The sequence below is a fragment of the Rahnella sp. PAMC25559 genome (assembly GCF_050632365.1).
In the GTDB taxonomy this organism is placed as follows: Bacteria; Pseudomonadota; Gammaproteobacteria; order Enterobacterales; family Enterobacteriaceae; genus Rahnella; species Rahnella rivi.
In genome coordinates this window covers 1,370,525-1,382,638 of sequence record NZ_CP192543.1, presented here as the reverse complement: position 1 = coordinate 1,382,638, position 12,114 = coordinate 1,370,525, and the positions used below count along the sequence as shown (strand labels likewise).

The 12,114-nt window shown below is 55.5% G+C and carries 11 protein-coding genes; 5 read left to right on the top strand and 6 right to left on the bottom strand.

Annotated elements, in window-relative coordinates; genetic code table 11:
• The first annotated feature begins 47 nt into the window (after positions 1-47).
• The 5 genes from ACQZQY_RS07735 (at position 48) to ACQZQY_RS07715 (ending at position 5,110) form a co-directional block, all read left to right on the top strand.
• On the top strand, positions 48-1,499 hold the full coding sequence (locus tag ACQZQY_RS07735) for a circularly permuted type 2 ATP-grasp protein (RefSeq protein ID WP_056776484.1): 1,452 nt from the start codon (positions 48-50) through the stop codon (positions 1,497-1,499).
• Entirely contained in the window at positions 1,493-2,434 is a 942-nt protein-coding gene (locus ACQZQY_RS07730; RefSeq protein WP_056776481.1) for an alpha-E domain-containing protein, read from the top strand. The genes ACQZQY_RS07735 and ACQZQY_RS07730 overlap by 7 nt, the downstream gene beginning before the upstream one ends.
• A complete protein-coding gene (locus ACQZQY_RS07725; protein WP_056776478.1) occupies positions 2,434-3,228 on the top strand; it encodes a transglutaminase family protein in 795 nt (264 codons plus the stop codon). The genes ACQZQY_RS07730 and ACQZQY_RS07725 overlap by 1 nt, the downstream gene beginning before the upstream one ends.
• 20 nt (positions 3,229-3,248) lie before the next feature.
• The gene (locus ACQZQY_RS07720) at positions 3,249-3,980 is read left to right on the top strand and encodes a peptidase (protein WP_431296872.1); all 732 of its coding nucleotides are present in this window, start codon (positions 3,249-3,251) and stop codon (positions 3,978-3,980) included.
• 98 nt (positions 3,981-4,078) lie between these two features.
• Positions 4,079-5,110, top strand: coding sequence for a LacI family DNA-binding transcriptional regulator (locus ACQZQY_RS07715; RefSeq protein ID WP_431296871.1), 1,032 nt, complete (start codon positions 4,079-4,081; stop codon positions 5,108-5,110).
• Positions 5,111-5,156: 46 nt separating this feature from the next.
• Here ACQZQY_RS07715 and ACQZQY_RS07710 read toward each other — a convergent pair whose 3' ends face one another.
• The 6 genes from ACQZQY_RS07710 to ACQZQY_RS07685 are packed head-to-tail and all read right to left on the bottom strand — an operon-like array spanning position 5,157 to position 12,107.
• Positions 5,157-6,167, bottom strand: coding sequence for an OmpG family monomeric porin (locus tag ACQZQY_RS07710; protein WP_431296870.1), 1,011 nt, complete (start codon positions 6,165-6,167; stop codon positions 5,157-5,159).
• Between the two features lie 60 nt (positions 6,168-6,227).
• The gene (locus ACQZQY_RS07705) at positions 6,228-7,316 is read right to left on the bottom strand and encodes an ABC transporter ATP-binding protein (protein WP_431296869.1); all 1,089 of its coding nucleotides are present in this window, start codon (positions 7,314-7,316) and stop codon (positions 6,228-6,230) included.
• 9 nt (positions 7,317-7,325) lie between these two features.
• Entirely contained in the window at positions 7,326-8,009 is a 684-nt protein-coding gene (gene pgmB, locus ACQZQY_RS07700; protein WP_431297167.1) for a beta-phosphoglucomutase, read from the bottom strand.
• Entirely contained in the window at positions 7,999-10,245 is a 2,247-nt protein-coding gene (locus tag ACQZQY_RS07695) for a glycoside hydrolase family 65 protein (RefSeq protein WP_431296868.1), read from the bottom strand. The genes pgmB and ACQZQY_RS07695 overlap by 11 nt, the downstream gene beginning before the upstream one ends.
• Positions 10,242-11,300: a Gfo/Idh/MocA family protein gene (locus tag ACQZQY_RS07690; RefSeq protein ID WP_431296867.1), complete on the bottom strand. Its 1,059-nt coding sequence runs from the start codon at positions 11,298-11,300 to the stop codon at positions 10,242-10,244. Before ACQZQY_RS07690 ends, ACQZQY_RS07695 begins: the two co-directional genes overlap by 4 nt.
• Before the next feature lie 15 nt (positions 11,301-11,315).
• Positions 11,316-12,107, bottom strand: a complete 792-nt coding sequence (locus ACQZQY_RS07685; protein ID WP_056776443.1) for a sugar phosphate isomerase/epimerase family protein — start codon at positions 12,105-12,107, stop codon at positions 11,316-11,318.
• Between the last annotated feature and the right edge of the window lie 7 nt (positions 12,108-12,114).

Sequence of the window (12,114 nt, the reverse complement as noted above, 5' to 3'; positions counted from 1 at the left end):
TGTTATTGAACGATTCAATTGCAGCCTGTCCAGTTTGTGAGGTGATGATGATCAAGATTGACCTTTCCGATTCACCCTTTTTTGATGAGATGTTAATGGCTGAAGGGAAACACCGCAGCCATTATCAGGCTTACTGGCAGTGGTTGCAGCAGGCCGATCAACAGGCCGTCCAGCGCAAAAAAGAGGAAGCTGCGCTGCTGTTCCACCGGGTGGGGATTACCTTTAATGTTTACGGCGAAGATGATGGCGCGGAGCGGCTGATCCCGTTCGACAGCGTGCCGCGCATTATTCCTGCCGGGGAATGGCAAATGCTCGATCGCGGTATCCGTCAGCGGGTACAGGCGCTGAATGCGTTTCTGCATGATATTTACCACGACCAGAAGATCCTCAAAGCCGGGATCGTGCCTGCCGAACAGGTGCTGGCAAACGATCAATATCAGCCTTGCATGCAGGGCATCGATCTTCACCGTGATACTTACGCCCACATCGCCGGCACCGACATGGTGCGCGGCGGCGACGGTGAATATTACGTGCTGGAAGACAACCTGCGCACGCCCTCCGGCGTCTCCTACATGATGGAAAACCGCAAAATGATGATGCGGTTATACCCGGAACTCTTCGCCCAGCAGCGGATCGCGCCGGTTTCGCGCTACCCTTCTCACCTGCTGCAAACCCTGCGCGAAAGCACACCGGTGAACGATCCGACCGTCGTGGTGCTGACGCCGGGCCGCTTTAACAGCGCCTATTTCGAGCACAGTTTCCTGGCGCAGCAAATGGGCGTTGAGCTGGTGGAAAGCGCCGATCTGTTCGTGAAAGACGGTGCCGTACTGATGCGTACCACCGCCGGGCCGTGCAAAATTGACGTGATTTACCGTCGCATCGACGATGCGTTCCTGGATCCGCTGGCGTTTCGTGCTGATTCCATGCTCGGCGTGCCCGGCCTGCTTTCCGTCTATCGCGCGGGCGGCGTGGTGCTGGCGAATGCGATCGGTACCGGCGTGGCGGATGACAAATCGATCTACCCGTATGTCCCGGAGATGATCCGCTACTATCTGGCCGAAGATCCGATCCTCAATAACGTGCCGACCTGGCAATGCCGCAAAGAAAGCGATCTCTCTTTCGTGCTGGCGAATCTGGACAAAATGGTGGTGAAGGAGGTTCATGGCGCAGGCGGTTACGGCATGCTGATTGGCCCGATGGCCAGTCAGGAAGAGCTGGCCCGTTTTCGCGATCTGCTAAAAACCCGCCCTGAAAATTACATCGCGCAGGAGACACTCGCGCTCTCAACATGTCCGACGTTTGTCGAAAACGGCCTGGCGCCGCGCCATATCGATTTACGGCCTTTCGCCCTGACCGGTGCGGAAATTCGCCTGGTGCCCGGCGGGCTCACCCGTGTTGCGCTGGCCGAAGGCTCGCTGGTGGTCAATTCATCGCAGGGCGGTGGCACCAAAGATACCTGGGTGCTGGAAGAAGATTCGACGGAGGACGACGCATGCTAAGCAGAACCGCCAGTGAGCTGTACTGGATGGCGCGTTATCTGGAACGCGCCGAAAATATCGCCCGTCTGCTGGACGTCACTAACAAGCTGTCGATGATGTCGATCCGCGACGTGACAGCACGCGACGAAAATAACGATCTGCTGGTACCGCTGACCATGACCGGCACGCGCACGCTGTTCGATGCGCATTATCCACAGCTGACGATGAGCAATCTGCTCAACTTTTTTGCGTTAGACAACATCAACCACGGCAGCATTTTCAGCTGTCTGCAAATGGCGTGGAATAATGCTCACGCCGTGCGCGGCAGCCTGTCTTCTGAAGTCTGGGAAAGCATCAATGCCACCTGGATCGAGATGAAACTGATCCGCCGGCAAGGCGTCGGATCGGCGGGCGCCGATTCATTTTTCGACTGGGTTAAGGAGCGCTCACATCTGTTTCGTGGCGCCATGTTCGGCACTTTGCTGCGCAGCGACGCCCAGAACTTCATCCGGCTCGGCACCATGCTGGAGCGCGCAGACAGTACAGCCCGCCTGCTGGATGCCAAAAATCAGCTTCTCAACGCCGATGAAGATCCGGTACGCGAGTATTACCGGATGGACACCCTGCTGCGCGCGGTCAGCGCCCGCGAAGCGTTCCACACGCTCTATAAGCAGCAACTTAGCCAGAAACGCATCGCTGAATTGCTGATCCTGCGCCGTGAATTACCGCGCTCACTGCTGTCTTGTGTGGAAATCATGGCCGAACAGCTGGAAGAAATCGGCGGCACCGCAGGCAACCTGCCACGCCGCCGCGTTCATACCCTGCACGCGCAGCTTCGTTTCACCGAAATGGAAGAGATTGTCGAAATGGGCCTCAGCCCCTGGTTGATGCAGTTCCTCGACCAGACCGGCGCTATCGCCGAGAGCATCCATCAGACCTATCTGGAGGCACAATAATGAAACTGAATGTCAGTCATCAGACGCATTACACCTATGCGCAGCAGGTCAAACACAGCACGCAATACCTGCGCCTTACCCCGCAAAACTCCAGCCATCAGAAAATCCTGTCATGGGATTTAACCTTGCCGGAATATGCCACCCGCACCTTTGATGCCTACGGCAACGTTTTGCACGTGCTGACCCTCGACCAGCCGCATCAGGCGATCACCATTGAGGCCAACGGCATGGTGGAGATTGAAGACAACACCGAAGACGACAGCTGCGGCCATCTCTCGCCGCTGGTGTTCTTGCGTACCAGCCCGCTGACGCAGGCCGACGGCGCGATCCGCGATTTTGCGCATCGTTATTACCGGCCACAGGCACAGCACGAAAGCCTGTGCAGCCTGATGGGTGAGCTGCTGCTGAAAATGCCCTACAGCCCCGGCACCACCACGGTGAAAGACAGCGCGTCGCAGGCGTTTTCCGCGCAGCAAGGCGTATGTCAGGATCACACTCACGTCTTTCTCGCCTGCTGCCGCAGTCTGGGCATTCCGGCGCGCTATGTCAGCGGCTACCTTTATACTGAAGATTCCGCCCATGTGGCGATGCATGCCTGGGCAGAAGCCTGGCTGGATGACCGCTGGCAGAGCTTTGACGTCACCAATAACACCTGCCAGCCCAATCAGCATTTGAAACTGGCTATCGGCATAGATTATCTTGATGCTTGCCCGGTCCGCGGTATCCGGTTAGGTGGAGGATGCGAAGACATGCGCACTGTCGCGGCAGTTGAAATGTTCGACATACCGCAATAATCGATACAGGAACGAATCCTATGACTTACTGTGTGGCCATGCGCTTGTCCTCTGGCCTGGTGTTTGTTTCAGACTCGCGCACCAATGCCGGGGTGGATCACATTTCCACCTTCCGTAAACTGCATGTTTTTCATCACAGCGATGAACGGGTGCTGGTGCTCCAAAGTGCCGGAAATCTGGCGACCACACAGAGCATTATCAGCCTGCTGCACCGGCGTTGCCTCGATGATCAGCGGGAAAATCTGCTTAACGTGGAATCGATGTACGACGCCGCCAGCCTGCTCGGGGAAACGGTGCGCGAAGTGATTGCCCGTGACAGCGGCGCCAATCAGGGCGGCACCACGGATTTCAGCTGTAACCTGCTGCTCGGCGGCCAGATTAAGGGGGAAGGGTTGCGGCTGTTCCATATTTATCCCCAGGGTAATTTCATCGAAGCCACCCATGACACACCCTATTTTCAGGTGGGGGAAAGCAAGTACGGCAAGCCGATTATCGATCGCGTGCTGAACTTCGATACTCCGCTGGATCAGGCCATGCAGTGCGCGCTGATTTCGATGGATTCGACGCTGCGCAGTAATCTTTCCGTCGGCCTGCCGCTGGATGTGCTGACCTACCCGGTCGACAGCTACAGCACGGCGCAGCAGTACCGGATCACCGAAACACACCCGTATTTCGACATGATCCGCAAAGGCTGGGGCGAAGGCCTGCTGAGTATTTTTTCCCAACTGCCACCGCTGAAATTAGACGAGTAAACCTCCGCCACATCAGGTCTGGGGAACATGGACAACCTCAGACCTGCCCCGTATTATCAATATCCCGTCCTTAATACGGATATTTGAGGTGAAATATCGTGGCAGTCACTATTTATGATATTGCCCGTCTGGCAAAAGTCTCCAAATCTACCGTATCGCGAGTTATCACTCATCAAACCAATATTTCGCCTGATGCGCGCGAGCGTGTTCTGGAAGCTATCCGCACCCTGAATTACCAGCCGAGTAAAGTGGCACGGGCGCTGACATCTAAAGGTTTTGATGCCATTTTGGTCATTTCCACCCGCTCCACCAAAACCACCGCCGGTAATCCGTTCTTTTCCGAAATACTGCAATCCATTGCATTGCGCGCGGAAAAAGAGGGGTTTGATGTTATTTTGCAGACCTCCAAAAATAGCGAAGAAGATTTGCAAAAGTGCGTGGCAAAAATAACGGAAAAAATGGTGAAGGGCGTGATTATGCTGAGTTCACCGGCTGATGAACACATTCTGGCGCAACTCGATCATTATCAGGTTCCCGTTGTTGTTATTGGTAATATCGAAGGCGCTTATAAACATGTTTTCTCCGTCGATACCGATAATTTCCAGGACAGCTACCGGCTGACACAACATCTTATTTCGCTCGGTCATCGGGATATTGCCTGCCTGCATGCTCCGCTGGATTACCACGTTTCGATTGATCGTTTGTCCGGGTATCAGCACGCCATGCAGGACGCCGGGCTGCCGGTACAACAAGACCTGATGATTGACGGCGGCTACACAGCGGAAAGCGCCTGTCTGGCGGCAACGGTGCTGCTCAAAAGCGATCGGCCGCCGACTGCCGTTTTCGCCACCGATGCCTTAAAAGTCATGAGTATTTACCGCGCTGCCCATGATCAGAAAAAAAGCATTCCTGACGAGCTTTCCGTTACCGGCTACAGCAGCGACAACGTTTCGCCCCTCCTTTCTCCAGGTCTTACCGGCATTGAAATTCCGATCCGGGAATTAGGCTGGCAGGGTTGCAGTGTGTTGTTTGATAAAATTTTCGACCGCCCGTGTGCGCACGCACGAACGCTTGTGCCCACGCAGTTAGTCGTCAATCATTCCGCCCGTTGTCTTAAGGCCGTGAAATAAGTCAGTCCAACAGGAAGCGGCGCCCCCTGTTGGATGAGTCAGTGCATCAGAAAGTGTACGTCAGGCCGACACCGGTATAATGGAATTTGGTTTTCGCATTGGCGCTGGCATCGATATTATCGTGCAGCTGCAATTCGTAGGCATATTCCAGAGATATCGCAAAACCGGCCGGTAATGGCTGATTAATTAACAGTCCGAAACGGGTATCGGTTTCCCCTTCCCGCTCTGCGCGGTCGTCATTGTAATAATAGGTGTCGAGCGTTCTGCGAACGTACGGCGTCAGCACCGTTTTTCCGCTGGAAAAGAGATCCACACTCACCGGTAAATATACGCGGGCTTCCTGTTTGGCGAATTCGCCGCGCTGACTGTCTCCGGTATTCCATCCGCGATCTAAATAATAATTCACCTGAATGGCAATATCCCCGGAGAAACTGTATTTAAGACCCGTTTCGCCTTCAAATTCTTTATTCAGATAACCATTATTGTCCATATTATTATAATAATTGTATAACGCCATCCAGCCGTTATATTTCAGGTTCGGGCTGAGTGAAACCGACCAGTCGGGCTGAACAGTGTAACGCTGGGTGTTGTAGGATCCGCTGTCTTTCTTCTTATCTTCATTATACTTCCACTGATAATTTCTGAACCCCAGCATCAGCCCAAAGGCGTAATCATCGTTATCGGCAAACTGATAATGCGCATCGAACTCGTACTGATTGAACCAGTCGCTGCGCGTATCCTGAGAATAATCAACGTTATGATCTTCCTGATAAAATGCTCCGTACAGATTCCACTGTCCTTTGCTGAAGTTAATAAATACCGTCGGTTCATAGGCACCGTCTTTATCGCCCTGACCTTCCGTGTTTTCAGTTTCCTGCATCACACCGACCTGGATCTTCCAGGGTTCAGAAGGCAGGGCCGCCAGGCCGATGGGCACCGGCGTCAGCATTTCCGGTGAATTATGATCTTCATTCTTATTCACGCTTTCGCCTTCGGCAGAAAACGCAGACGAGCAGACTGCGCCGCAGAATAAGGCGGCAATGAGATTTATTTTCATTATATAAATTCCTTTTACAGTAGGGACAGCGAAATATTAAGACAACGGGTAACCTCTTTTTTAAATATCTGTAATAACGACTTCAGAATCGCAATCAAAGAAATGGCATTTATTCATATCAAAACGCAGGGATAATAATTCACCTGCCTGATAATCCGTATTCGCGCCGGAGCGACAGACAAACTCATGTCCGCCAATAGAGCAATACAACATAAATTCTGCGCCCGTCAGTTCGGCTACGGTAATGCGCGCTTCAAAATGCGCATTTTGCGAAGCCGCACTGGCGATATCCTCCGGGCGGATGCCCAGCACCAGCGGCTTACGCTGATAATCGCGTGCATTGAGGACCGCCAGTTTTTCCTGAGGCACCGGAATGCGCAGGCTTTCGGTGACAGAGAATTCACCATCGAGTGCGCCACGGATAAAGTTCATCGCCGGGGACCCGATAAAACCGGCAACGAACATATTTTGCGGGTGGTTATACACCGTCTTCGGCGCACCGACCTGCTGGATCACACCGTCTTTCATCACCACAATCCGCGTCGCCATGGTCATGGCTTCGGTCTGATCGTGGGTGACGTAAATCATGGTGGTGTTGAGTTTGTGGTGCAGCTTGCTGATTTCCGCACGCATCTGCACACGCAGTTTGGCGTCCAGGTTCGACAGCGGTTCATCCATCAGAAAGACTTTGGCATCGCGCACAATGGCGCGCCCGAGGGCCACACGCTGTCGCTGCCCGCCGGATAACGCGCCGGGACGGCGCTGGAGATACTCTTTCAACCCGAGGATTTGCGCGGCATATTCCACACGCTGGTGGATTTCCTCCGGCGCAATTTTTCTCAGCTTCAGTCCGAACGCCATGTTGTCGTAAACCGACATATGTGGATAAAGCGCATAGTTCTGAAACACCATCGCAATCTCGCGATCTTTGGGCGCCACCTCATTCATGCGCACGCCGTCGATCAGCAGGTCGCCGTCAGAAATCGCCTCCAGCCCTGCAATCATGCGCAACGTCGTGGATTTTCCGCAGCCCGACGGCCCGACAAACACGATGAACTCTTTGTCTGCGATCTCCAGACTGAAATCCTTCACTACCTGAACCTGCTTGTCGTAAATTTTCTGAATATGTTGCAGTGAAATCTGAGCCATAATTTTTCCTTAAATGTCAGCCTGATGGCGTAACCACTGTTGCCTGATCACCGCCCATGACAGCCCGTCGGTCGAATCAAGACGGTAATCTGCCCCTTCCAGCGTGGCACCAATGCCTATCGCAAAAATGCCTCCGGCACGCAACGCATCAATGCCCGCCTGCGCATCTTCAATCCCCACGGCCTGTCGCGGCGCGATATTGAGCGCCTCACAGACGTGGAGAAAAATCTCCGGATGAGGTTTGGAATGCACGATCTGGCGCGTATCTGCCACATAATCAAATGCCTGCTGTAATCCCAGCGCGGCCAGTACCTGCGGGGCATTTTGTGACACAGAGGCCAGCCCGATGAGAACGCCCTGATCACGCAGCCGGTGCAGCAGTTCGCTGATCCCCGGCAGGATGTCTGCGGTGGTAAGCCCGGCGAGTAAACTGACGTAATCGGCATTTTTTTCTGCCGCCATCGCTGAACACTGCGCCGGGGTAAAATCCTGTGCTTTACCGCCTGCGGCCAGGATCCGCAGCAGCGATCCCTGCCGGCTGACGCCTTTGAGTTGCTCATTAAATGCCGCATCAATTGAGATGCCGATGCGCTGCGCCAGCCGTTGCCAGGCGACAAAATGCAGGTGTGCGGTATCAACCACCACGCCGTCGAGATCAAAAATGACGGCGCGCGGCGAAATGTCAGATTTCATCATGCGATCCTTTCAGAATGAGGCTTTCCGTAAACGTGTGAGACAGGCCGTTAACCCGGACTGTCAGCGGGCGGGCATCCGTTTTGCACAGCGTGAATTGCTGCGCGTCGATCGTCACTTTCAGGCGTGACCCGCGCCAGCACAGAGGAAACTGTAACTGCCGCCAGCCCTGCGGCAGCGCAGGCCGGAAATGCAGTTCGCCCGACTGATAATCCAGCCCCGCAAACCCCATCAGCGCCCCCATCCAGACCGCCGAGGTCGCCGCCGCATGAATGCCGTCGTCGCTGGAGTGCGGTTCATCGCCTAAATCTATGCGGCACGCCTCACGGTAAAACTGCAATGCCTGCGCAGCCTGCCCGGTGCGGGCGGCAACAATGGCATGGACGGATTTACTCAGTGAGGAATCATGGATGGTGCGTGGCTCATAAAAACGCAGGTTGGCGGCCTGACAGTGCGGGGTAAATTGCGCGGGCAGCAGGTGCATCAGCATCACCACGTCAGCCTGTTTCAGCACCTGCATCTCGTTGATTTCAGCGCGGGAATAATCCAGCAAAATGGCCTGCGTGCCCTGCTGCGTTTTATAGGCGGTCAGGTCGCATTGCGGCTTGCTGAGAAAGGTATCATCCTGCGCGATCACGCCCTGTTGATCCGGCTGCGGCAGATACAGCTGCGTGAGAAAATCCTCCGCCCGGCGGAAGAACGCCTCATCCTGATGACCGGACTGGCGCAGGTATTCGCAGGCTGTCTGCACGTTGTAATGCGCCATATAATTGGTAAACGCATTATTATCAATGTGTTCGGTGTATTCATCCGGCCCGATAACATTGAGGATTTCCAGACGATGGTGGCGACGTACGGCGCGGCTCATCCAGAACAGCGCTGTTTCTTTCAGCAACGCCAGCCCCGTTTGCTGCATAAACTCGCCATCTTGCGTCGCCTGAAAATAGCCTGCGGTGGCATAGGCGACATCGGCCACCAGATGATGTTCAGCCAGTGCAGACGCCACCCGCTGCCGCTGACCGGTACGGATGTTGATGGCCGCAAACTCCGGGGTTTCCTCTTCGCCGCTGAAAGCGCTTTCCCACGGGAACAGCGCGCCCTCATAGCCATTGCGCCGGGCTTTATCCTGCGCCGGTGAAAGATGGCGAAAACGGTACTCCAGCAGTTGTCGCGCCTGCTCCGGCGCATTGAGCAGGGCAAAAGGCAGGATAAAAATTTCGGTATCCCAGAACACATGCCCCTTGTAGCCCTCACCGGTCAGCCCTTTCGCCGCCACACTGGCGCGGGCATCATGCGCCGGGATCATCAGCTTCAGGTGATACAGCGCAAAATCCAGCGCACGCTGATCTTGCGGATCATCAGATTCCACGCCGACGCGCGACGCGCGCCAGTAATGCTGCCAGTGGCCGGTATGTTCCATCAGCAAATGGCCGTAGCTATGCTGCGCAACGGCAGAAAGCGCCTCCAGGCAACGTTGCGGCCAGGTATTATCCGGCCCGGCATCCGCATCAAGCGACGTGGCAATCCAGCTGAATTTCTCAAGCGTCACCGCTTCACCGGCCTGCAATGGCAGGCTGATATGCTGCAACAGCTGGCGGTTTTTGGCAGAGAAACTGCTGCTGGCACCGGGCGGGATCACACACCGGCTGGTGATAATCGCCTGCTGCTGCCCGTCGGTGGTCTGATAGCAACCCTGTAAAACGTTGTGATCGAAAACCCGCACCGAACATTCATTCAGATGCTGTCTGCCGCTGTTGGTCTGCGTGGCATCAATGCCGGTGCTCACGCACAGATGCGCATCACTCCCGAGAGCGGTGACGGTTAAACGGCAGGCCACCAGCGCCAGCGGAGCCAGCGCCACAAACCGCCGGGTTTCAATTTTAAACTGCTGACCGGCGGGTGACTGCCAGACCAGTTCACGGTAAAGCTCGCCGTTCATGGTGCGCAGTTCGCGCTGATACGACATCAGCGTGCCGGAAAGCAACGAGAAGCTTTCGCCGTCCAGTTCAATGCGCATCCCGGTGATGTCTGGCAGATTCACCAGTTCAGTCACTTCCGTGGCATTCGCCCGGTGATAAAAACCGGCAACGAACATTCCCCGCTGCTGATCGGTATAGGCTTCTTCGTGACAGCCACGAATGCCGGTCCGGCCATTGCCGCAGGTATGCAGGCTGGCGTATTTATTCAGGCGATGAGGCGAAAATGGCGCTTCGTGCAGGATCTGAGTCTGGATCATAGATACACGCTCTCCCCTGAGGTTGCAGAGGCATAAATCGCTGCCACCAGTTGCTGAATGCGGTACCCCTGCCCGGCATCAGCCAGGCTGACTGTTTCCCCGCGAACCGCCGCCACGAAAGCCTGAAGGCTGCGCGCATGGCGCTGGTCGTCGGCCACCTCGCGGCTAAATAACGTCACCAGCTGGCCCTTTTCATCGGTATACACCTGTGCCGGAAACAGCGTGGCACCGGCCTTGTCACCGCAAAACTCGACGTTCATCACCGACTGCGGCTGAATGTTCAGCGCAAATGCCGTTTCCACCCGCAGCAACCCGCCATCGCAAAACTCGATGGCGGCAAACACGGAATCTTCCACGCTGTATTTCTTCGGATCCCAGCTGCCGAACTGTCCTTCACTTTTGCGGGTACCTATTTTCTGAAACATCTGCGCCGTCACCTTGCGCACCTCCGGAAAACCGAGCACGTACATCGCGGCATCCAGCATGTGAATGCCGATGTCGATCAGCGGTCCGCCACCGGACTGAGTGATATCAGTAAAATTGCCCCAGCCGGGAACCCCGCAGCGCCGCAGCGCGCGGGCGGTGGTGACATACACCTCACCCAGTTCTCCGTCTGCGACTTTACGGCGCAAAATGCGCGCATCTTCGGCGAAACGGTGGTGAAAATCGTAGGCCAGGATGCGGTCAGCCTGTTGCGCAGCCTGCCACATCTCCAGCGCCTGAGCGGGATCCATGGCGGGCGGTTTTTCGCAAAACACATGGCAGCCATGCCGCAATGCGGCGATCACCTGCTGATGGTGGAAAAGGTTGGGCGTACACACACTGACCGCGTCGGGGCGTTCGGTGAGTAACATATCTTCCAGCGACGTATAGGCCCGCGCGATGCCGTTACGCTGCGCAAATGCCTGAGCGCGTGCGGCATCACAATCCACCACCGCCACCAGTTCAAGGCCGGGCTCCTGACGGTAACCGGCCACGTGAACCTTTTCCGCCACCTGGCCTGCACCGATCAGCGCGACCTTCAGCGTTCCTGCCGTTTTCGTTATAAATTCCATTTTACGGCCTGTCAGTCAGAGTAAATTACGAAGGCAGGTCAGTGAATCCTGATAGGCCTGCGCCGGATTGTCTGCCCGCACGCGGCATTCGTAGACGATATATCCGTCATAACCGTCCTCTTCCAGCTGGCGGAACGCGGGGGCAAAATCAAGGCTTCCGCTGCCTGGCTGATAGCGATGGTTATCAGCGATATGCACGTGACCGAGCAGATCACGTTGCTGATGAAACGCGGCACTCAGGCAGTCTTCCTCAATGTTCATATGATAGAAATCGCCGATGATTTGGACGTGCTCAAGCGCGCCCTCTTCGATGTAAGCGCGCGCCTGCGCCAGCGTGTTGATCATGTGATCCTGATAGCGGTTCAGCGGTTCCAGATACAGGGTGGTGCCGGTGCGTTTTGCCACGGCGTCCAGCGCCTGCAACGAGGCGCTGATCGCCAGACGATCGCCGGCCGGCGTGCGCGGCGGGGTCATCGGCGGCAGACGACAGGTAAACATGCCCCAGGCGGCGGGCACGATAATCCCTTTGCCGCCGACCTGTGCCAGCGCTTCCAGAATGGCGGTAATTTGCTGCACGCCATTCAGGCGACGTTCTTCGATAAAATCGCCGATCCAGCCGTCATAGCCTCCGCAGGCAGTGATCACCGGCAGGCCGGTTTCCTTAATGGCGGCTTTAACGTCATCGAGATGCGTCACCAGCAACCTGCCGTCAATTTCAAAGCCGTCAAATCCCATCGCTTTGATAAATTTGAATTTCTCCAGAATATTTTCCGGAAAGAATGCCTGATTTTGTGTGCCGATTTTCATGTCTGAG